The organism is Afipia sp. GW822-FHT04G07 (genome assembly GCF_058800765.1).
This window is the reverse complement of record NZ_JBXAMP010000001.1, coordinates 3,006,458-3,026,458: the sequence shown is the minus strand read 5'-3', so window position 1 is coordinate 3,026,458 and position 20,001 is coordinate 3,006,458. Positions and strand designations below refer to the sequence as shown.

General features: G+C 62.1%; 19 protein-coding genes and 1 riboswitch. Of the genes, 6 read left to right on the top strand and 13 right to left on the bottom strand.

Going from position 1 to position 20,001, the window contains the following annotated elements; genetic code table 11:
* Window positions 1-19 precede the first annotated feature (19 nt).
* From AC1RKJ_RS14785 to AC1RKJ_RS14775, 3 genes are all read left to right on the top strand, one after another.
* Window positions 20-379 (top strand): VOC family protein, encoded by a 360-nt coding sequence (locus AC1RKJ_RS14785; RefSeq protein ID WP_492791688.1) that lies wholly within the window; start codon window positions 20-22, stop codon window positions 377-379.
* A 29-nt stretch (window positions 380-408) separates the two neighbouring features.
* Window positions 409-801, top strand: coding sequence for an SRPBCC family protein (locus tag AC1RKJ_RS14780; protein WP_492791687.1), 393 nt, complete (start codon window positions 409-411; stop codon window positions 799-801).
* A gap of 254 nt (window positions 802-1,055) precedes the next feature.
* Window positions 1,056-2,267 carry an EAL domain-containing response regulator gene (locus AC1RKJ_RS14775; RefSeq protein WP_492791686.1) on the top strand — a complete coding sequence of 404 codons (1,212 nt, stop codon included), beginning with the start codon at window positions 1,056-1,058 and terminating at the stop codon, window positions 2,265-2,267.
* 9 nt (window positions 2,268-2,276) lie between these two features.
* Here AC1RKJ_RS14775 and AC1RKJ_RS14770 read toward each other — a convergent pair whose 3' ends face one another.
* From AC1RKJ_RS14770 to AC1RKJ_RS14760, 3 genes are all read right to left on the bottom strand, one after another.
* Entirely contained in the window at window positions 2,277-3,710 is a 1,434-nt protein-coding gene (locus AC1RKJ_RS14770; RefSeq protein WP_492791685.1) for an MATE family efflux transporter, read from the bottom strand.
* Window positions 3,711-3,834: 124 nt separating this feature from the next.
* The gene (locus AC1RKJ_RS14765) at window positions 3,835-5,619 is read right to left on the bottom strand and encodes an acyl-CoA dehydrogenase family protein (RefSeq protein WP_492791684.1); all 1,785 of its coding nucleotides are present in this window, start codon (window positions 5,617-5,619) and stop codon (window positions 3,835-3,837) included.
* Between the two features lie 153 nt (window positions 5,620-5,772).
* Entirely contained in the window at window positions 5,773-6,879 is a 1,107-nt protein-coding gene (locus AC1RKJ_RS14760; RefSeq protein ID WP_492791683.1) for a 2'-deoxycytidine 5'-triphosphate deaminase, read from the bottom strand.
* 99 nt (window positions 6,880-6,978) lie between these two features.
* Window positions 6,979-7,058: riboswitch (SAM riboswitch) on the top strand.
* A 70-nt stretch (window positions 7,059-7,128) separates the two neighbouring features.
* Between AC1RKJ_RS14760 and AC1RKJ_RS14755 the strand changes: the two genes are divergently transcribed.
* Window positions 7,129-8,346, top strand: a complete 1,218-nt coding sequence (locus AC1RKJ_RS14755; RefSeq protein WP_492791682.1) for an O-succinylhomoserine sulfhydrylase — start codon at window positions 7,129-7,131, stop codon at window positions 8,344-8,346.
* A 136-nt stretch (window positions 8,347-8,482) separates the two neighbouring features.
* Here the strand turns inward: AC1RKJ_RS14755 and AC1RKJ_RS14750 are convergent, their stop codons facing one another.
* The 3 genes from AC1RKJ_RS14750 to AC1RKJ_RS14740 are packed head-to-tail and all read right to left on the bottom strand — an operon-like array spanning window position 8,483 to window position 11,402.
* Window positions 8,483-9,409: an SGNH/GDSL hydrolase family protein gene (locus AC1RKJ_RS14750; RefSeq protein WP_492791681.1), complete on the bottom strand. Its 927-nt coding sequence runs from the start codon at window positions 9,407-9,409 to the stop codon at window positions 8,483-8,485.
* Window positions 9,409-10,173: an SGNH/GDSL hydrolase family protein gene (locus AC1RKJ_RS14745; protein WP_492791680.1), complete on the bottom strand. Its 765-nt coding sequence runs from the start codon at window positions 10,171-10,173 to the stop codon at window positions 9,409-9,411. Before AC1RKJ_RS14745 ends, AC1RKJ_RS14750 begins: the two co-directional genes overlap by 1 nt.
* Window positions 10,170-11,402 (bottom strand): OpgC domain-containing protein, encoded by a 1,233-nt coding sequence (locus AC1RKJ_RS14740; RefSeq protein WP_492791679.1) that lies wholly within the window; start codon window positions 11,400-11,402, stop codon window positions 10,170-10,172. Before AC1RKJ_RS14740 ends, AC1RKJ_RS14745 begins: the two co-directional genes overlap by 4 nt.
* Before the next feature lie 271 nt (window positions 11,403-11,673).
* On the opposite strand from AC1RKJ_RS14740, the gene apaG reads away from it, so the two are divergent.
* The gene (gene apaG, locus AC1RKJ_RS14735) at window positions 11,674-12,066 is read left to right on the top strand and encodes a Co2+/Mg2+ efflux protein ApaG (protein WP_492791678.1); all 393 of its coding nucleotides are present in this window, start codon (window positions 11,674-11,676) and stop codon (window positions 12,064-12,066) included.
* Here the strand turns inward: apaG and AC1RKJ_RS14730 are convergent.
* The 3 genes from AC1RKJ_RS14730 to AC1RKJ_RS14720 all read right to left on the bottom strand — a co-directional run bounded on the left by AC1RKJ_RS14730 (window position 12,063) and on the right by AC1RKJ_RS14720 (window position 15,406).
* Complete coding sequence (locus tag AC1RKJ_RS14730; RefSeq protein WP_492791677.1) at window positions 12,063-13,067, bottom strand: Hsp33 family molecular chaperone; 1,005 nt, start codon at window positions 13,065-13,067, stop codon at window positions 12,063-12,065. The genes apaG and AC1RKJ_RS14730 overlap by 4 nt on opposite strands.
* 192 nt (window positions 13,068-13,259) lie before the next feature.
* Window positions 13,260-14,186 carry an ornithine carbamoyltransferase gene (gene argF, locus AC1RKJ_RS14725; protein ID WP_492791676.1) on the bottom strand — a complete coding sequence of 309 codons (927 nt, stop codon included), beginning with the start codon at window positions 14,184-14,186 and terminating at the stop codon, window positions 13,260-13,262.
* Window positions 14,183-15,406 (bottom strand): aspartate aminotransferase family protein, encoded by a 1,224-nt coding sequence (locus AC1RKJ_RS14720; protein ID WP_492792755.1) that lies wholly within the window; start codon window positions 15,404-15,406, stop codon window positions 14,183-14,185. The genes argF and AC1RKJ_RS14720 overlap by 4 nt, the downstream gene beginning before the upstream one ends.
* A 557-nt stretch (window positions 15,407-15,963) precedes the next feature.
* Between AC1RKJ_RS14720 and AC1RKJ_RS14715 the strand changes: the two genes are divergently transcribed.
* On the top strand, window positions 15,964-16,470 hold the full coding sequence (locus AC1RKJ_RS14715; RefSeq protein WP_492791675.1) for a GcrA family cell cycle regulator: 507 nt from the start codon (window positions 15,964-15,966) through the stop codon (window positions 16,468-16,470).
* 143 nt (window positions 16,471-16,613) lie between these two features.
* Here the strand turns inward: AC1RKJ_RS14715 and AC1RKJ_RS14710 are convergent, their stop codons facing one another.
* The 4 genes from AC1RKJ_RS14710 to AC1RKJ_RS14695 all read right to left on the bottom strand — a co-directional run bounded on the left by AC1RKJ_RS14710 (window position 16,614) and on the right by AC1RKJ_RS14695 (window position 20,001).
* Complete coding sequence (locus tag AC1RKJ_RS14710; protein WP_492791674.1) at window positions 16,614-17,918, bottom strand: ATP-binding protein; 1,305 nt, start codon at window positions 17,916-17,918, stop codon at window positions 16,614-16,616.
* Window positions 17,919-17,955: 37 nt separating this feature from the next.
* Complete coding sequence (locus tag AC1RKJ_RS14705) at window positions 17,956-18,996, bottom strand: lysylphosphatidylglycerol synthase domain-containing protein (RefSeq protein ID WP_492791673.1); 1,041 nt, start codon at window positions 18,994-18,996, stop codon at window positions 17,956-17,958.
* A 174-nt stretch (window positions 18,997-19,170) separates the two neighbouring features.
* Window positions 19,171-19,686, bottom strand: a complete 516-nt coding sequence (locus tag AC1RKJ_RS14700; RefSeq protein ID WP_492792754.1) for a DinB family protein — start codon at window positions 19,684-19,686, stop codon at window positions 19,171-19,173.
* Window positions 19,687-19,704: 18 nt separating this feature from the next.
* Window positions 19,705-20,001 carry a hypothetical protein gene (locus AC1RKJ_RS14695; protein ID WP_492791672.1) on the bottom strand — a complete coding sequence of 99 codons (297 nt, stop codon included), beginning with the start codon at window positions 19,999-20,001 and terminating at the stop codon, window positions 19,705-19,707.

Here is a 20,001-nt window from a genome sequence, read left to right as displayed (position 1 = left end):
CACAATCAGGGAGATCATCATGTACGACCATATCGGACTGAAAGTCAGAAACCTCGATGCCAGCGTGCGGTTCTATACCGCGGCGCTCGCACCGCTCGGCCATGTGCTGTGCTCACGCGACGACAGTGGCGCAGGATTTGGACCGAAAGACGCGCCCGCGCTGTGGCTGCATGTTTCAAAAGAGCCGGAAGGCCCCGGCGCGCATGTCGCGTTCCGCGCCGCTGATCACGATGCCATCAAGGCGTTTCACGCAGCGGGGCTCAGGGCCGGCGGCCGCGACAACGGCGGCGCGGGCCCGCGCGCGGATTACAGCCCCACCTACTACGCCGCTTTCCTGATCGATCCTGACGGCAACAATGTCGAAGCCGTTTGCACTTGAACCGTCTGCAACTTGCGAGAGCTCGATCCATGGCGTCAATTCACAAAGAAATCCTACTTGCTGCGCCCTCTGACGGCGTCTGGGAGGCGGTGCGCGACTTTCCTGCCGTGCACACGCGGCTCGCGCCGGGCTTCGTGACCGAATGCAAAATGGACGGCGATACACGAATCGTGACATTCGCGAACGGCACGGTCGCCCGCGAACTGCTGGTCGATTGCGACGACACAAGACGCCGGCTCGTCTATGCCATCATCGGCGAACGCATCAAGCAACACAGCGCTTCCGTGCAGATTCTCGACAACGGCGAGGGGCGCAGCAGATTTATCTGGACTGTCGATGTGCTGCCGAACGAAATCGCGCCATACATAAGCGCGCAAATGGACGAAGCCGTTATCAAGATGAAGAAAAAACTCGAAGACTGAGTTTGCCGGACGATATGCGCGCGACACATTCCGGCGACAAGCCGGAGTAAAACGCTCATCTCCTGTGCGAGACGGGAAAACCGCACTGAACAAGCGGGATACAAACAAACTGCTCGAATTTAATCGCTTAAATTCGAATCTCTTTCGCACCTTTAACCTTACCGAATTATACAAGTGGATGGTTCGGCAATTCCACATTTGCGACCGCCCCGTGACGCTAAGACATTCTCCTCGAAGAGCACGGAGAGTCGCGAATGCAGAATTCGAAACTTGCGGAAGCAGACACAGTAGCGACGTTCGGCCAGCGTAAGGTGACGCCGCGTGTGTGTATTGTTGACGAAAAAAGGCATATTCGCACCTTTCTCGCGGAAGCCCTTGATGAGCTCGGCTTCATCGCGTGCGAATGCGCGGCCGCCGACGAGCTTCCCGCACTGCTCGACCGTCACTTGCCTGACCTCGTAGTGCTTGGAATACCGCATGACGGCACTCAAGCTGGCCATATCCTGAAAGCCCTTACCAGCAAGCAGTTCACCGGCAAGGTGCTGCTGATCGGTCCGAAGGATTCGATCGTCCTCAATGCAGTGCGCCAGCTCGGTGAGGAAATCGGCATCGCGATGCTGCCGCCGCTTGCCACCCCGTTCAGCGCGGACGGGTTGCGCTCCAGCGTGGCCACCTTGCTTCCGGTCAAGGCTCCGCCGAGCCCGCCCGTCGATGTCGCGGAGGCGCTCAAGGCCGGCTGGCTGGAACTCTGGTATCAGCAGAAAATCGACGCGCATACGCTGGCGCCGCGCGGCGCAGAAGCGTTGATCCGTCTGCGTCATCCAGCGTGGGGCGTCGTTCCCCCCGCCTCTTTCATTCCCGACGCAAGTGACCCGCAGTTCAAGGCGTTGTCGGAGTTCGTGGTGAACCGCGCGCTGGAGGACTGGCACTATTTCGTCGACCAGTACGGTCCCGTCGATCTCTCGATCAACCTGCCGATCAGCTTTCTCGAGGATCCGGCTTCAGTCAGCGGACTCTGCCGCCAGATCCCTGATCATCCGGCATTCGGAGGTCTGATCATTGAAGTGAAAAGCAGCGAGATCATTCAAAATATCGACCTGGCCATCGATGTCGCCAAACGCGTCCGCTTTCATAACATCGCCATCTCTATCGACGACGTCGGCGTCGATTGGCCCTTGTTCGCGGATCTGCCAAGTTTCCCGTTTGTCGAAATGAAGGTCGACCGCGAATTCGTCACCGATTGCGCCGACAACCGGCTGAAGCAAACGGTCTGCCGCAGCATCCTTGAGCTTGCGGACCGGTCCGGGGCGCGCACTGTCGCCAAGGGCGTGGAGACGAGGTCCGATCTGGTCGCCACACACGAAATGGGTTTCGATCTGGCGCAGGGCTATCTGTTTGGCAAACCGGCCAACGCGAAAAAATTCGCACGCGCGACCTTGTCGCGCCCGGTCACGGCCCTCGCGTAACAGTCCCGATCATTTAGCGGCGGCGGATGAAGCTCTCGATCCCCAGTCGGTGAACCGCACAGCGGCGGCTGCAAGAACGCCGAGCACAACCATGGACGCTGCCGCCAGCCAGAAGAATTGCGGGCTGCTCGCGCCCTGCGACATCAGCCACCATCCTCCGGCAATGACGAAGACCAGTCGCGCCGTCTGCGCCAGCACGGGGCCAAGAACTTTAGCCGCGCCCTGCGATGAGAAGAAGAGCGAGATCGAAAGCCCGACGAACCCGAGGAAGGGCGCTGCCGTAGACAGGTATTGACGGCCCGCGGCGCGGACAGCCGCGTTATCGGTGAAGAGATTGACCCAGATATCCGGGAAAACGGCGAAGAACCCGCCAAGCACACCGACCGCCACGAACGACAGGCCTCCGGCGGTCCATGCGATACGCCGCGCCCGCGCGATACGGCCGGCGCCGATCGCCATTCCGATCATTGGCACCGACGCAATTCCGACAGCAAACGCCAGCGACGTCAGCATGAACTCCAGCCGCGCGCCAATACCATAACCGGCCAGCACTTCAGTGCCGAAGTTCGCCAGCAGGTGCGTGAAGATCGTCACCGTCAGCATGATTTGCAGCGGAGAGAAGCAACCGACCGCGCCCACCTTCAGAATGTCGTAGAACATTGCGCGCTGAAACCGGAAGCCCTTAAAGTTCAGCTTCACGCGACTACGGCCCGACAGCAGATACCATGTCATGATGGCAGCACCGATCAAGAATGCGATCAGCGTTCCGGCAGCGACGCCACGCATCCCGAACTGCGGCACGGGTCCGAACCCCAGGCCCAGAATGCCCCCGAGCAGAATCTGAAACAGCGCGGAAGTGAGAATGATCGCCGACGGCAGCTTCATGTTGCCGGTGCCGCGCAGCAGCGCCGCCAGCATATTCATGATCCACGGAATGACGGCGCCAGCGAAAAAGATCTGTGCGTAGCCGACGGCTTCGCTCAAGACGCGGCCCTGTCCTCCCAGCATCGCGAGCACCCACGGCCCGAACACAAGCATCGTGACCGTGAACGCCAGCCCGAAGCACAGGCCGATCATCAGCGCGTGGATCGCCAGGCTCGAGGCGCGCCCGGCATCGTCGGCGCCGAGCGCGCGCGCGATCGCGGATGCCACGCCGCCGCCCATCGCGCCGCCGGACATGGTCATCATCAGGATGACAAAGGGAAACACCAGCGCCATCGCCGCGAGCGGCTCCACACCGAGGCGGCCGATATAGGACGTTTCGGCAATCGCGACACAGGTGCCGGCGGTGAGCGCTATGACGTTGGGAGCCGCCAGCTTCAGCAATGTCGAGAGGATCGGCCCATCAAGCAGAGGATTCCTGGTCGGCCCTTTGATGGGCGGCAACGGTGGCTTGGTGTCCACCGCCACGACAGGTATCTCGGCAACCCCAAGCTCGGACATGCACTCCCCTGCGCGGCTATCGTTTATGATCGCAGCCGCTTGTCAGCGACACTTACCACCGAAATACCGCTCGGCAACACGACCGGCGCGCATGGCGGCTATCCGCTGCTCCGAACAAACCCGTTCAGGCCGGTTCGAGGAGGGCCGACGCATTGGCCATCGCCACCGGCCGGTCGCCAAGCAGCCGGTCGGCAATGGCGTCACCCCGCCCGTCGGACAGGACGGCAAACGGGTCCTGCGCAGTCAGCCGATGATCGACGACCAGCCGCGACAACAGCAGGCGGCGGGCATCGCCGCGCATCGCGTGTATCCTGCTGCCTTCCCATGCGAAGGTCACAGCGCTCGCGACATGATAAAGCGTGCTGGTGGCGCGGCGCGCCTCCGCTTCGTTTTCGGAGCGGCCCGCCACCTCGCGGGCAAAGCCGATAGCCTTGTCTGTCAGGCCGCGCAATCGGTCGCGCCAGACTTGCGGAATGCTTGCAGTATCGTCGATCCGCGCGTGCAAATCCGCGCCCAGTGCGGCTTCCGCGCCGTGACGACCAACCGCACGCTTCAGCGTATCAAGGGCGACGATGTTCCCCGTGCCCTCCCAGATCGAACCGAGATGAGCGTCGCGTAGCAGCCGGGGCGTCGCGAACTCCTCGATGTAACCGATGCCGCCGCGCATCTCGATCGCGTCGCCGCACACCTTGCGGGCGTCGCGCGTGGCGCGATATTTCAGCGTCGGTGTCAGCACGCGCAACAATGCCGCCGCATCCTGGCTGCCTGCCTCGGCGCGATCCAGCGCATCGGCGGTGACGAAGCTCATCGACACCGCCTGTTCGGTCGCGAGCATGATCTTCATCAGTTGCCGGCGCGCCAGCGGCATGTCGATGATGCGGCGGCCGAACACCACACGATTGTTGGCAACCGTGTTGGCGTCGTGATGGGCGCGCCGCATCAGCGCAGCAGACTTCACGCCATTCGAGAGCCGCGACCAGTTGACCATCTCGGCCATCTGCACGAAGCCGCGATCGAGGCGCCCTACGGCATAGGCGATCGCGCCTTCGAGCTTGATTTCGCCCGATGCCATCGAACGGGTGCCGAGCTTATCCTTGAGGCGAACGATGCGATAATGGTTGGGCGATCCGTCATCGAGTCGCCGCGGCATCAGGAACAGACCGACGCCCTGTGTGCCACCGACAGCGCCTTCGGGCCGCGCCAGCAACATCACGACTTCGGCGTCCGCATTCGAGCAGAACCATTTTTCGCCGTGCAGCCGCCAGTGATCGCCCTCCTGCACTGCCGTGGTGGTGAGCTTGCCCACATCGGAGCCACCCTCCTTCTCCGTCATGAACTGCCCGCCCTGCGTGAGCTTGCCCATGTCGGTCTGCGTGAGGCCGTCGAGATACCTTGCCTTGAGCGCATCGTCGCCGAAACGCGACAACAACCGCGCCGCGCCATCGGTCACGTTGATCGGACAGCCGAGTCCGAACTCGGCTTGATTAAAGAGGAATGTGAACGCGTGCTTGGCGACCGCCGGATAGGTCTCCGCCCAGCCGAGAATACCCTTGCGATGCGACATCGCGTGGATGCCAAATTCGCCGTAGGCGGCGCGTTCGAGTTCGCGGTAGGCCGGATGATATTCGATCCACTGCCGGTCGTTACCGAACCGGTCGCGCTGATGCAGCACGGGGCCATGCTTGTCGGCCAGCCGCGCGCACTCATCGAGATGACCGCCAGCGAGTGCGCCGAGACGATCCAGATGCGGCTCGATGTGCTGAAACAGCGCCGCAGAAAGATGGACGCGTAACAGATCGGCGAGAACCGGGTCGGCACGATAAAAATTCATACCCGACGTGTCAGGCGCGATCAGGCCAAGTTCCGGTTTCGGCGCGGGCGCACTCAGAGGCTTCGCTGCGGCGGTCATGGCGTTCTCCCGAACGATCTTTATCTCGGGAATGATCCGGCATTTGACGTGCAACGGCAAGCAGACCTGAAGATCGGACCGACATGGGAGAACTGTGCCGCTCGAAGATATAATCCGCAGAGCGGAACTGCGAAAAACCAGATCCCGAGATGCCTAGGTCCGGAAATGCTTCGACAACTTGAGGCCCTGCCCCTGATAGTTGGACGCAATCTTCTGGCCATAAAGCGCGTCCGGGCGCGACAGCATTTTCTCGTAGACAAGACGGCCGACGATCTGGCCGTGCTCGAGAATGAACGGCACTTCGCGCGAGCGCACTTCCAGCACCGCGCGCGAACCCTGCCCACCGGCGCCTGCGTAGCCGAAGCCCGGATCGAAGAAGCCTGCGTAGTGGACGCGGAATTCGCCGACCAGCGGATCGAACGGCACCATCTCGGCGGCAAAATCGGGCGGCACCTGCACCGCTTCCTTGGAAGCAAGAATATAGAACTCGCCGGGATCGAGGATCAGGCTGCGATCCGGCCGTGCACGGATCGGCTCCCAGAATTCGCCGACGGTGTAGCCGGAGCGGCGGTCGACATCGACCACGCCGGTATGACGCTTGGCGCGATAACCGACAAATCCGTCGGAGCCTTCGCCGCTGAGGTCGACACTGAGCGCCACTCCACCGGCGAGATCGGCGTCGTCGCTGTCGACCAGGCGCTCGGCCGCGTGCAGCGCGTGCAGTTCATCGGCATCGAGCAACGGATGACCAACGCGGAAACGGATCTGCGATAGCCGCGATCCTTCGCGCAGCAGCACCGGAAATGTCTTGGGACTGATCTCCGCGTAGAGCGGGCCGTGATAGCCCGCCGCGATCATGTCGAAGCGCCGCGTGCCGTCGGCGATCACGCGCGTGAAGACGTCGAGCCGTCCGGTCGAGCTTTTCGGATTGGCGGCTGCGAGAATCGTCGGCGGCAGCGCAAGGCTTTCCAGCAGCGGCACGATGTAGACGCAGTTGGTCTCCAGCACCGCGCCATCGGACAGGTCGATCTCGTGCAGCTTCAATTCGTCGATACGCTGCGCGACGGTGATGTCCGGCCCCGGCAGGAAGCTCGCACGCACGCGATAGGCAATCGCGCCAAGGCGCAGATCGAGGCTGGCCGGCTGGATCTGACTTTCAACGAACGGGTATTCGGGCAGGATCAATCCGGCATCCGCCATCGCCGCGATCATGCGGTCGGGCAGAATTCCTGTCGCGCCGGGGGCGAGCGTGAAAGCCACCTGTTCAATCCCTATCTGCCTGTCATGTCGGGCAAAACCCACGTTTACCCGTTATCCGATGAGGTGCTTGACGGAAAGACCATGCGGGATTAAGCCTAGGACTTATCCCGTGGTCATTTGAGCCGGCCGGCTTGCAGCCACGTTAAATAACTCGCTAAACAGGCCGGGGACAGTGTGATCCCGGCCCATGGATTAATTTCCAGGCCGGTTTTTTTGTGTCCACCGCAGGGTGGCCACGATGGAGTGCACATGTCCGAGACCAAGACGCCCGCGGCAAAGCCGCAATCCCCCACCCGCAACTATCGCCCCGAGACCCGCCTCGTGCATTCCGGCACGCTGCGCTCACAGTACGGCGAAACCTCCGAAGCGTTGTTCCTGACGCAGGGTTTTATCTATGACACCGCCGAGCAGTGCGAAGCACGCTTCACCGGCGCGGACCCCGGCTTCCTTTATTCGAGGTTCTCGAATCCGACAGTCGCGATGTTCGAGCAGCGCATGGTCGAACTTGAAGGCGCTGAAGCCGCGCGCGCCACCGCCACCGGTATGGCCGCCGTCACCACCGCAATTCTTGCCCCGCTGAAAACCGGCGATCACGTTGTCGCGGCCAAGGCGCTGTTCGGCTCATGCCGATATGTCGTGGAGGATCTCCTGCCGCGCTATGGCATCGAATCCACGCTGGTCGACGGCCACGATCTCGATCAGTGGCAAAAGGCGATGAGGCCGAACACCAAATCCTGTTTCCTCGAAAGCCCAACCAACCCGACCCTCGATGTGGTCGACATCGCAGCGGTGGCCGAGATCGCACACAGCGCCGGTGCGCGGCTGATTGTCGACAATGTATTCGCGACGCCGATCTGGCAGAGCCCGCTCGCGCTCGGCGCCGATGTCGTGGTGTATTCGGCGACCAAGCACATCGACGGCCAGGGCCGCTGCCTCGGCGGCATCATCCTGTCGTCGGATGACTTCATTCAGGAGCACATCCATACATTCCTGCGCCAGACCGGCCCTGCCATGTCGCCGTTCAACGCCTGGGTGCTGCTGAAGGGACTCGAGACGCTAAGCATCCGCGTCAAGGCGCAGACCGAGACGGCGGGAGCGATTGCCGACGTGCTGGCGAAACATCCGAAAATTTCGCGGCTGATCTATCCGGGCCGCGCCGATCATCCGCAGGCCGCCATAGTGAAGAAGCAGATGCGCGCAGGTTCGACACTGATCGGCTTCGAGGTGAAGGGCGGCAAGGCGGCGGCGTTCCGCACGCTCAATGCACTCAAACTGGCGCGGATTTCCAACAACCTCGGCGATTCAAAAAGCATCGTCACGCATCCGGCGACCACGACGCATCAGCGTCTCACACCGGAGGCGCGCGCCGAACTCGGCATCAGCGAAGGATTCATTCGCTTCTCGGCCGGGCTCGAACATCAGGACGATCTGATCGAGGATCTCACTGCAGGACTCGAGAAGGCGTGAGTCGAAACCCCGACCCGCGCGGGCAAAGAACGGCGTCGCTTCCGCTCGCCTTTGACCCGCGCATCCATCTAAAAAACTTTCGAGAAGGTGGATTGCCGGATCAAGCCCCAATGACAAATAGGAAAGCCCTTCGCTCTCACATCGGGCGGTAGGTCATGACATTGCTCGGGATGTTGACCCCGGCCTTCACCTGCCCGACCGACTTGATGATCGTGTCGCCGAGCAGCTGGGCGAAGCAGGCGTAGCCCCAGTCATTCATGTGCAGGCCGTCGCCGATCACGAATTTATCGAACGGCATTTTCTCGTCTTCGTGCCACTGACGCATCACTTCAAAACGCGGGAACACCGCCACGTTCTTGAGCTTGGCGACCTCGCCGATCACCTTCACCATCTTGCTGGCGTTTTCCGTTTTCGAGGCGACCGCAGGAACGTATTGCGGATCGATCAGCACAACATCGACACCCTTGGCCTGAAGACGTGAGATTCCGTCCTCCACCAGCGCCGCCGTCGCGGCGATATCGCTGGCCGTACCCTTGACGACGGTGTTAGTGCCGAGTTGCCAGATCACGAGATCCGGATTGGCATCGAGCACGGCGGCGTTGAACCGCTTCATCATTTCGGGGGCATCCTGTCCGCCCATGCCGCGATTGATGATGCTGATGTCGGCGGTCGGAAACTTGCGGCGCAACTGGTCAGCGAGACGGTTGGGATAGGTATAGGCGGGTGACGACGTACCGAAGCCCACCGTGGTCGACGAGCCGAACGCAACGATGGTAACCGGCTCGCCCGCCGCGATTCGCCGCGCAACGCGGGGCAGCGAACCCGGAACGTCCTTCAATCCCTTGGCGGGCAGGCATGGAACGCGGGTGAGAATATCCCCTGCGCCCTTGGCAGCGCTCTTCGCCGCTTCAATCGCTTTTGTGGTCAGGCTCTTCTGCTGCGCAGGCGCTGCGGGTGCAGCTTCATTCGGCGCCGCCTGAGCCAGCGCCGGGGACGTACCCAATAATTCGCACATCATCGCCACCGCCAACGCGGCAAACACAAACCGATCATCAAAACGCATCAACGTTGAATCCTGAGCTCCGCCGGATTGAGGCGCGACGCCTCGACAACCAGCGACGAGAGCGCGCGGCCGATGCAATCGTGAACCCGCTTCGCCATTCCATATCCGTGAGCCGAACCAAACAGGTCGAAATCGCCTGCGTCATTCCAGTGCCGCATGATCGAAAAACGATCGAACATCGGAATCTCATGCTCTTGCGCGACAACTCGGATCGTATCGTTGTATGGCGAAACCACGAGCATCGTCTCCATACGTGGGTTGTATTGGAGATTCATCAAGAGGACATCTGCACCGGTCTTCTGCAACGCACCAACACCACCCTCAAGCGCGCTCCGGAAATCGTCGGGATCGACCCCCCGTATCGCGTCGACGGTGCCGGTTTGCCAGATAACGAGATCCGGCTTCTGATCCTGTGGGAGCTTTTCGATCAAGTCTCCGAAATTCGAGGCCGCCTCGGCCGCCGTCTTCTTGCTTCGCAGATCGGTTCTCACGTTGATCGTCACGCCTGGAAATATCTCGCGCAACGCCGCCTCGAGCCGAGCCGGATAAGATGCATTGACCCCGTCGGGGCCCGCGAGCGCCGAAGAACCACTGCCCACGACGAGAATTTCGAGCCGCTTCCTGGTCTTGACCGCATCAGCCACCTTGGGAAGCGCATTCTCCGTCGCCAGGAGATACGCGGGCACGGCGCAGCCGTCCTCCGCCTTCACAGGAGAGAACGCCAGAAGGCCCATCACGACCGCTGCGATCAGCATCTTTCTCATGACCCGCCTCCGGCGAGATCGGCATCGCTATCCGCGCCTTTCACACGCTTGTCGCCCTTGCCGATCTCCGTCTTGTACCACGAAAACAGCCACGCAGCGCCGGACATAATCACGATCCCGGCGAGGCTGACGAAGAAATGCATCCATGCGCCGCCGGAAATCTCGGCCAGAGCGAAATGTCCCGCAAACGCCAGGAAGACGCCAAGGCAGAATATTTCCAGCGAATGCTGGCCGCACCGGATCACGGGGCGGAGCCACGGCGACTTGAGGCCGGGCCAGTCGGCGTGAAGGAAGCGCACCGTGATCGCCGCCAATGCGAGAAAGTGAACAAAGCGCAGCACGTCGAGATCGGTCTTGTTGATCGGATACATCCAGCTTTCGAGCCAGCGCGGCATGAAAACGTTGAGCTGCGGCACATGCCAGGTCAGCGTTACACAGAACGCAAACACGAGATAGGCAATGCAAAGCCACAGCGTAATGCGTGAGGACAGAATGCGCGCCATGCGCTTTGCGCCGCCCAGCGCACACCAGGCCCCGAACACGAAAAGAAGCTGCCAGGCGAACGGATTGAAGAACCATGTGCCGTTGGGATAAGCCGGCAGGGCAAGATCAAACTCCCATGTGATGGCATAGAGCAGTACAGATAAGGCCAACGCGAGATCGGCCTTGCGCTGCATGAGCCAGATGATCACCGGCAGAAAGATCATGAGCACGATGTAGAGCGGCAGCACGTCCATGTTGACGGGCCGGAATTTCAGCAGCAGCGCCTGGATGATCGTCACGTCGGGCTGCTTGAGGAAATCGAGAATCCCCATTTCTTCCGCATAGAGCGGGTTCTCAAATCGCGTCGCGATGTAGGAGATTTCCGCAAGGTAAATCGTGAACAGAAAAACGTGCGCCACGTAGATCTGCCACACGCGCTTGAAGATGCGCGCGCTCGCGACGACAAAGCCCCTGCTCAGCATCGCGCGGCTGTAAACGAAAGCCGCCGTATAACCCGAAATGAAAATGAAGATTTCGGTGGCGTCGCTGAAGCCGTAATTACGAATGGTGAACCAGGTCAGGATATTCGGCGGCAGGTGATCGACGAAAATAAGCCACAGCGCCATGCCGCGAAACAGATCGAGGCGCAGCTCCCGCTCACCCACGGCAACCGGGAGGGCCGCGGCCTTTGCGGTCGTCGCATCCGCCATCGCCTGATCGGTGATCTGGGTCGTCACGAGCGTCATTTCATTCCATGCGGCGCCATAAGAACGATACGAACCTGCGATCCACGACGCCGGTTTTACGAAAGATCGGGGCGGCCCGCAAATTGCTGGTATTCAAATTGAAGGCATTCAAATAGACGACCCTCAGACCATGCTGGATAAAGACGGTGGTGAAACAATGGTCGGGACAGTTGCGTATCCTGTAGCAGCCTACCCGCTTTAAACCCGGTCGGCAGCACTTAGGTTAGGATGGAGAATCTGCCATGATGCAACCAGACCGTGGACGGACCGCATGTACCGCGCCGTGACTCGTCAGATCGAAGTCATCGTCGAACCGAGCTTTCTGCCCGAGCGCTCGTCGCCGCAGGATGGCCGGTTCTTTTGGGCCTATACCATCGCCATCGTGAATTCCGGCAGCCAGACCGTCCAACTCAAGACCCGGCACTGGATCATCACCGACGGAACCGGGCGGAGCCAGGAAGTCCGTGGCGAAGGGGTGGTCGGCGAGCAGCCCGTTCTCGAGCCCGGCGAGCGGTTCGAATACACCAGCGGCGTCCCGCTTCAGACATCGTCGGGCTTCATGTCGGGCAGCTACCAGATGGTGACGGAGGACGGCGAGCCCTTCGACATCGACATCCCCGCGTTCTCGCTCGACAGCCCCGACCACAAGCGGACGCTGAATTAATTTTCAGCGCGCCCTTCTTCTGAAACCGTCACCACGCCGGCCTCGTCCGGCGTGAACTCATAAACCGAGCTGCAGAACTCGCAGGTCACGACCACCTTGCCGTTCTCGACCATGTCCGCGCGATCCTGCGGCGTGAAACTCGCAAGCATCCCCGCCACCGCATCGCGCGAGCAGGAACACTTGGCAAGAATCGGCTGCGTCGGGAACACCCGCACGCCGCGCTCGTGAAACAGCCGGAACAGCAACTGCTCTCCCGATAAATCCGGATCGATCAGTTCGACATCCTCGATGGTGCCGAACAGCGAGCGGCTTTCGGCCCATGCATCATCTTCAGGAATGTCATGCACGACAGCGCCCTCCGGCGCATCACCAGGATGCAGGTCGGGTTGCCGCGCGCGCTCCGGCGCTTTGGGCAGAAACTGCATCAACATGCCGCCGCCGCGCCAGCGATGCTTCGGACCGTCGCCGGCGCGAAACTCTTCGCCGACGGCGAGCCGCACCCGCGTCGGAATTTGTTCGGAGCGCAGGAAATACTCATGCGCGGCGTCTTCCAGATTGCCGCCCTCCAGCGCAACCAGCCCCTGGTAGCGGCTCATGTCCGGGCCCTGATCGATGGTCATCGCAAGATGCCCGTGGCCGAGCAGCGCGGCCGAATCCTGGCCCGCCTCAAGCTTGCTTGCATCGAACCGAGCATAAGCGCGCAGCCGATCGGGCGCCTGGAAATCGACAACGATCATCGACACCGGGCCATCGGTCTGGGTTTGCAGGATGAAGCGGCCATCGAATTTCAACGTCGTACCGAGCAGCGTCGTGAGCACGATGGCTTCGCCGAGCAGTTTGCCGACGGGCGCCGGATAATCGTGCTTGGTCAAGATCTCGTCGAGCGCCGGTCCCATCTTCGTGAGCCGGCCGCGCACGTCGAGCGCGCTGACCTCGAAGGGCAGCACGGCATCATCCACCGGCGTTGCGGAGGGAGCGCGAATTTGGCTTTCAGGCGTCATGTCGGAAGCATTCTCGGATCAGGAGGAAGCAGATTGCCGCAGCAGAAACTCAAACCATGTCCGGTTCGATTTCCAGCCGCAACGCAGTGGTGGGTCGAGGATCGCCCGCCCTATATAGGGTGCTTCGTTCCCCAAAAAAGGACCAGAGATGACCCGCCTGCCGCCGGAACATGACGACAGAAACGCGCAGCTTCAGCCAATCGCGTGCAGGCACCAGGCCAGAATGCCCTTCTGGGCGTGAAGGCGATTTTCCGCTTCGTCGAATACCACCGACTGCGGGCCGTCGATCACTTCATCGGTGACCTCGTCGCCGCGATGGGCCGGCAGGCAGTGCATGAAGATGGCGTCGGGATTCGCCAGCGACATCAACTTGGCGTTGACCTGATAGGGCTTCAGCAGGTTGTGACGGTGCTCACCGTCCTTGTCGCCCATCGACACCCAGGTGTCGGTGACGACGCAATCCGCGCCGCGCACCATGTCCTCGGGTTTATTGCCAAGCACGATCGGCGCGCCCGTCGTCTTGATCCAGTCCTTCAGCAGCTTGTTGGGCGCGAGTTCTGGCGGTGTCGCGATATTCAGGTTGAAGCCGAAGCGCTCCGCAGCGTGCGCCCACGACGCCAGCACGTTGTTGTCGTCACCGGTCCACGCCACCGTGCGCCCCTTGATCGGGCCGAGATGCTCCTCGAAGGTCATGACGTCCGCCATCACCTGACAGGGATGCGAACGCCGGGTCAGGCCATTAATGACCGGTACCGTGGCGTGCGCCGCGAGTTCGGCCAGCGCTTCGTGATTGAGAATCCGGATCATGATGGCGTCGACAAAGCGTGACAACACGCGCGCGGTATCGGCGATTGTTTCGCCGCGTCCGAGCTGCATCTCCGCACCGGTCAGCATGATGGCTTCGCCGCCGAGCTGGCGCATTCCGACATCGAACGACACACGGGTGCGCGTCGACGGCTTGTCGAAGATCATGGCCAGCGTCTTGCCATCGAGCGGCTTGCTGGACGTGTCGCCGGCCTTGCGCTTCTTCTTCATCGCCACGCTGGCATCGAGAATCGCGCGCAACTCCTTGGTCGGCACATCGAACAGGTCGAGAAAATGACGCGGGGACTTGCTCATCGCGCAGCCTCTCGCCGCGCCGAAATCCGCGTCAGCTTCGCGCAGACGCGCTCGACGCGCGACACCGCATCCTCAATCTCGGCCTCGGTCACGATCAGCGGCGGCAGCAGCCGCACCACATTTTCGCCCGCGCCGACCGTCAGCAGCTTTTCATCGCGCAGCGCACCGACAAGATCGCCCGCCGGAACCACCGCTTTCAAGCCGATCAGCAAACCATCGCCGCGCACCTCATCGACGACGTCGGGGTAACGATCGACGATCGATGCGAGTTTCTGTTTCAGCACCAGCGACGCCCGCTGCACATGGTCGAAGAATCCCGGCGCCAGCATCACATCGAGCGTGGCGTTGCCAGCAGCAGCAGCCAGCAAGTTGCCGCCGAAGGTCGAGCCGTGAGTCCCCGGTGTCATGCCGGCCGCAGCCGCAACCGTGGCTAGGCACGCGCCCATCGGAAAGCCGCCGCCGAGCGCCTTCGCCAGCGCCATGATGTCCGGCTCCACGCCAGTCTTCTCATAGGCGAACAGGGTGCCGGTGCGGCCCATGCCGGTCTGCACTTCGTCGAACACCAGAACCAGTTTGTTGTCGTCGCAGAGCTGCCGCAGCGCGCGGAAGAACGCGGGATCGGCTGCGCGCACACCGCCTTCGCCCTGCCACGGCTCGATGATGATGCCCGCCGTCTCGGGTCCGATCGCCTTCTTCACGGCGTCGAGATCACCGAGCGGCACCTGATCGAAGCCTTCGACACGCGGTCCAAAACCTTCGAGATATTTCTGCTGTCCGCCTGCGGCCAGCGTCGCGAGCGTGCGGCCGTGGAATGCGCCCTCGAACGTGATGAGCCGGTAGCGCTCCGGCTTGCCGTTCACCGCCTGGAATTTCCGCGCCATCTTGATGGCGGCTTCCATCGCCTCCGCGCCGGAATTACAGAAGAATACCACGTCGGCGAAACTCGCGTCGCACAGGCGCGTCGCCAGCCGCTCGCCTTCCGGAATCGTGAAAAGATTCGAGACGTGCCACAGTTTCGCGGCCTGCGCCTGCACTGCCGCGACCAAATGCGGATGCGCATGGCCGAGCGCGTTCACCGCCACGCCGCTGGTGAAATCAAGATAGCGGTCGCCGTTGGTTGCGATCAGCCACGGCCCTTCGCCACGCTCGAACGCCACGTCGGCGCGGGCGAAAACCGGCAACATGTGGGAGTCGAGATGCGGCTTGGCATGTTGGCTCATGGCGACCTGATCGATGGTATGGGCCAACAGCTTTGCGAGCGCGTCCGCGCGCTTGTTGCTCAGTTGCTTGCCCCGGAAACGAAACGTGCCGCCCGAAAAGGCGGCACGTGGCGGTTATTCTATTGGCGAGCCCTGTGGTGTCAATCCACACAAGGGCTCGCGGAGGCGCGGCGAAGGCCTGGTTGTCGCTGCGGCAAGGGCATATTCCGGCATTTTCAGACCCAATCCAGTGTCGCGCCACCCGGCTTGGGGCAAAAAAACCTCTGTTTAGGATGTCTCACAAAGATCGAATTTATTTGCTTTTTGACCGGAACATGTGGACGCGCAAAGCCCGACTCTTGCGCGTGAGTCACGCCATATTGTAGCATTCCTGGCGTTGGGTACGACATCTCGTGCGGCGGTTCTGATCCTCGATTGTCTTCGGTGCGGCGTAAACGCCCGGTCGCTTTTCATGCAACCGGCGAGGGCTAAGGGATTCTGCCCGCAGGGATTTCGGGAATTTGGCAATCGCGACGCCGCGTCAAAAATGGCCGGCGCGATACAAAAGGAAGAGTGCGATGACGGTAATGAGCTGGACCGACGATCGCGTTGAGCAGTTGAAGAAGCTTTGGGAATCCGGACTTTCGGCAAGCCAGATCGCCGCCGAACTCGGAAATATCACCCGGAATGCCGTGATCGGAAAGGTTCACCGGCTCGGCCTGTCGGGCCGCGCCAAGAGCCCCTCCTCGGCAGCGCCACGGCAGCGCAAGGTGCGTCCCGCGCAGCACATGATGCGGATCAATCGCCCGGTGTCGCGCGGCAATACAGCGCTGGCCCATGCCTTTGATGTCGAAGCCGAGCCCGATCCGATCGCCTACGACAACGTGGTGCCGATGAGCCAGCGCCTCAGCCTGCTCGAACTGAATGAAAGCACCTGCCACTGGCCGGTCGGTGATCCGGGCAGCGCGGACTTCTTTTTCTGCGGCGGCAAAGCGCTCAACAGCCTCCCCTACTGCGCGCATCATTCGCGCGTGGCCTATCAGCCGGCCTCGGATCGCCGCCGCACCTCGCGGCCGACCAAGTAGGCGAAAATCTCAATCGCTTGCGTGACATACAATGCAGAAAAGCCTCATCGGATCGATGAGGCTTTTTTGTTGCGAAGTGGCGGCGGAGCTGGCTGCAAAAGGCGGCTTTGCGACCATGCGGCAGAACTGCGGCCGCGTTCGCGCTATTCCTTCGCTGCCGTCGTCGCAGACCTGGTCGCCGGGAAGCAGGCGGTGAAGGTCGCGCCGTGTCCGAACACGCTCTCGATCAGCAATCGTCCGCGATGACGAATAAGGATGTGCCTGACCAATGACAGGCCCAGACCCGTGCCGCCTTGCGCGCGGCTGTCGCCGGCATCGACGCGATAGAACCGTTCCGTTAGCCGGGGCAAATGCTCGGGCGGAATGCCGGGACCGAAGTCGCGCACCGCGAAGCGAACCTCGCCGGCGCCATCCTCCGGGGAGGGCGCGGTCAGCGACACCACCACGCGGCCGCCGGATGCGCCGTACTTCAGACCATTCTCGATCAGGTTTTCAAACACCCGCAGTAGTTCTTCGGTTTCGCCCGCAATCTGCACGGGCGTCTCGGGCAGTTCGAGTTCGATGCTCACCTGACGCTCGCTCGCCAGCGGCTCCAGCCCGTCGATCACCTGACGGACCAGCGGCACAACGTCGACCATCTTTTCGGGACGCACATGAGCGCTCAGTTCAACCCGCGACAGCGACAGCAGATCGTCGATCAGCCGCGCCATGCGCGTCGCCTGCGCGTGCATGATGCCGAGAAAACGGTCGCGCGCCTTGGCATCCTCGCGCGCCGGACCTTGCAGCGTGTCGATGAAGCCGGACAGCGCCGCCAGCGGCGTGCGCAGTTCGTGGCTCGCATTGGCGACGAAGTCGGCGCGCATTTCCTCGACCCGGCGCAGCGGCGTCTGATCGTGGAATGTCATCAGGATACAGTACTCGCTGCCGCCGAACGCGGTCGGCAGCGACAGCGGCGTCACGATCAATTCCATCCAGCGGTCGATCGGAACGTGATCCACATAGCTCGCGCGCTGCGGCTGGCGGCTCGCAATGGCTTCGCGCAGCGCCGCGATGATTTCCGGGGAGCGCAGCGCGAACAGCGCGAGTTCATTCCTGCGCAGGGCCGGCGCGAGTTGTGCTGCGGCGATATTGAAATGCAGCACGCGCCCGGCGCGATCCAGCAGCACCGCCGCATCGGGCATGCCGCCGACCAGCGACGCCACCACCGGCATTTCCGCCGGCCGCACGCCGATCAGATCATCGGCTGCCGGAACGGACTGATGCAGATGCCACGGCACCAGCGCCGCGCCCCCGATCACCAGAAACACCAGCCCGGCTTGCGGCAGCGTGAGACCGCCGAACATCACCGACGCCGCGAGGCCAAGCGCCGTCGCGATCAGAATAATCGCCGACCGCCGCAGCCGGTCGGACCACGGCGCGAAACCTGAACCCGGAGATGTCATCGTCATGCGCCGTACCTGTTCCGCGTGACCCGATACAGCCGCGTCACGAAATCGGAGAACGTGTCGCCTGCGGTTTCGCGGCATCGTCGAGCCGCTGCAAGGCGGCTGCGACCCGCTTCGCCCGGAGACCGACAATAAGCTCCCGAAGCGAGAGCAAGATGACAGAAATAAAGAACGGGACGAGATAATAAAGAACCCGGAACAACAACATGCCGGCCAGCAGTTCTTCCCGGTCGAACTGAAACAGGCCGACCAGCATCGCGGCGTCGAACACGCCGAGGCCGCCGGGCGAATGGCTGGCAAAGCCGAGCAGCGTCGCCGACACAAAGATCACCGCCACGACGACGAACCCGACATGGGGCTCATTGGGCACCAGAATGTACATCGCCAGCGCACAGAACCCGAGATCGACGATGCCGATCACGATCTGGAGCAGCGTCAGCGGGCCGCCGGGCAGCGTGACGGTCCAGCTTCCGCGCCCGACTTCCCGCGGCTTCATCCAGACCCACGCGACATAGACCGTGAGGCCGATCAGGATGCAGATGGCGGCAAGGCGATTGAGCCAGATCGGGAGCTTGTCGATCGAAGCCGCAGCTTCAGGATGATAGGCGACGCCGAGACCGAGCACGGCGGCGTTGCCAAGCCAGAAGGTGAGACCGGCCAGGAAGCAGACTTTCGCAACATCGACGGCCGAAAGCCCCCATGCCGAGTAGACGCGATACCGCACCACGCCGCCGGTGAAGACGCTGGCCCCGACGTTATGGCCGATCGAATAACTGGTGAATCCGGCGAAGGCGGCAATCCGGTACGGCACTTCCGTGCGGCCGATGGCGCGCAGCGCGAACAGATCGTAGAACGTCAGGGTGAAGTAGCCGGCGGCGACGCAGAGCCCCGCGAGCACCACGGTGCGCATTTCGGTTTCGCGCAGCGCCTCATAGAGGTCGTCGGTGTCGAGACCCTTCAACATCTCGTAGAGGATGAAGCAAGCCGTGGCGATGATCGCGATGCTGATCGCAACGCCCAGCTTGTGCAGGATCTGCTTCTCGCGCAAGTACGCGATAGCCCCGCGTAGTGTCTCCAGCATCCAGACCTCGAAATTCGATCAGCACATTGTCCCGTTAGATGCTGTCCTAGCAGACCGGCTCGATGACCGCGAGGCCGGCGTGATCAATTTGAGCCCATTCACGCGCCGGAAGTCACGTTAACAATACCGTGACACGATCGCCGTCCATTGCACCGCAACGGTGTCGCCTCCGTGTCAGGACCATGAGGCCGATTTGACTTGCTCGCGCTGAAAAAACAGCAAGTCCAGTTCGGCGGACGGCTCGCCGAGCCCTGTCAAAAGCGCATGAGTCTGACCGCGGTGATGGGTCTGGTGATTGAACCAATGCGCCAGGGCGGGAGCCAGTTCCTGCACGAATTGCTCGGGGCTCGAGACACGCCGATAGGAAATCGTTCCGGCAATGCGCGCATCGTCCAGCCCCTCGACATAGGCCACGATCCGGGCGTCTTCCGCCATGCGGGCCATTCGAAGCGCACCGAACGTCTCGCACAGGATCGCATCCAGCCGATCCGGCGCATCGCCCTCGCCGGTAAAACGCTTCATCCAGATTCGATCCGTCGCGAGCAGATGATTGAGCGTGCCGTGGACCGATTTGAAGAAGGCGCCGCGATCGGCCCGGTAATCCGCCTCGCCGAGACGGCCGGCGGCCTCATACAGCCGCGCGTTCGCCCATGCATTGTAATGGCCAAGCATGCGGAAATGCGACGTCAGGCCGCTTGCCATCTTGTGTCAGCCTGCGGCCGTGTGCCGCGCGACCACAAGGCTGCGCAACCAGGAGCCCAGCGCGCAACCCAGGACATAAGCCGCGAACATCACAAGCCCGAGGTCGAGCCAATAGCCGGCGCGGCCGGGCGCGAGATGAAACACCGACGCGAGGATCAGCGCCGCCACCAGCACCGCGACCTTGCGCAGCGTCACCATGGTCCACCCCTGCCCGCGCTGCACCACCGCGATCCAGCCCATTGCAAGGCCGACCAGCGCTGCCGCCAGGATCCAGCCCCAATTGAATGTCGCAAGGTAGATCAT

Bases quoted from the DNA above. Each gene is read 5' to 3' on its own strand.
- AC1RKJ_RS14785 (WP_492791688.1), top strand. From the start codon at position 20: ATGTACGACCATATCGGACTGAAAGTCAGAAACCTCGATGCCAGCGTG.
- AC1RKJ_RS14780 (WP_492791687.1), top strand. From the start codon at position 409: ATGGCGTCAATTCACAAAGAAATCCTACTTGCTGCGCCCTCTGACGGC.
- AC1RKJ_RS14775 (WP_492791686.1), top strand. From the start codon at position 1,056: ATGCAGAATTCGAAACTTGCGGAAGCAGACACAGTAGCGACGTTCGGC.
- AC1RKJ_RS14770 (WP_492791685.1), bottom strand. From the start codon at position 3,710: ATGTCCGAGCTTGGGGTTGCCGAGATACCTGTCGTGGCGGTGGACACC.
- AC1RKJ_RS14765 (WP_492791684.1), bottom strand. From the start codon at position 5,619: ATGACCGCCGCAGCGAAGCCTCTGAGTGCGCCCGCGCCGAAACCGGAA.
- AC1RKJ_RS14755 (WP_492791682.1), top strand. From the start codon at position 7,129: ATGTCCGAGACCAAGACGCCCGCGGCAAAGCCGCAATCCCCCACCCGC.
- AC1RKJ_RS14750 (WP_492791681.1), bottom strand. From the start codon at position 9,409: ATGCGTTTTGATGATCGGTTTGTGTTTGCCGCGTTGGCGGTGGCGATG.
- AC1RKJ_RS14745 (WP_492791680.1), bottom strand. From the start codon at position 10,173: ATGAGAAAGATGCTGATCGCAGCGGTCGTGATGGGCCTTCTGGCGTTC.
- AC1RKJ_RS14740 (WP_492791679.1), bottom strand. From the start codon at position 11,402: ATGACGCTCGTGACGACCCAGATCACCGATCAGGCGATGGCGGATGCG.
- apaG (WP_492791678.1), top strand. From the start codon at position 11,674: ATGTACCGCGCCGTGACTCGTCAGATCGAAGTCATCGTCGAACCGAGC.
- AC1RKJ_RS14730 (WP_492791677.1), bottom strand. From the start codon at position 13,067: ATGACGCCTGAAAGCCAAATTCGCGCTCCCTCCGCAACGCCGGTGGAT.
- argF (WP_492791676.1), bottom strand. From the start codon at position 14,186: ATGAGCAAGTCCCCGCGTCATTTTCTCGACCTGTTCGATGTGCCGACC.
- AC1RKJ_RS14720 (WP_492792755.1), bottom strand. From the start codon at position 15,406: ATGAGCCAACATGCCAAGCCGCATCTCGACTCCCACATGTTGCCGGTT.
- AC1RKJ_RS14715 (WP_492791675.1), top strand. From the start codon at position 15,964: ATGACGGTAATGAGCTGGACCGACGATCGCGTTGAGCAGTTGAAGAAG.
- AC1RKJ_RS14710 (WP_492791674.1), bottom strand. From the start codon at position 17,918: ATGACGATGACATCTCCGGGTTCAGGTTTCGCGCCGTGGTCCGACCGG.
- AC1RKJ_RS14705 (WP_492791673.1), bottom strand. From the start codon at position 18,996: ATGCTGGAGACACTACGCGGGGCTATCGCGTACTTGCGCGAGAAGCAG.
- AC1RKJ_RS14695 (WP_492791672.1), bottom strand. From the start codon at position 20,001: ATGATCTACCTTGCGACATTCAATTGGGGCTGGATCCTGGCGGCAGCG.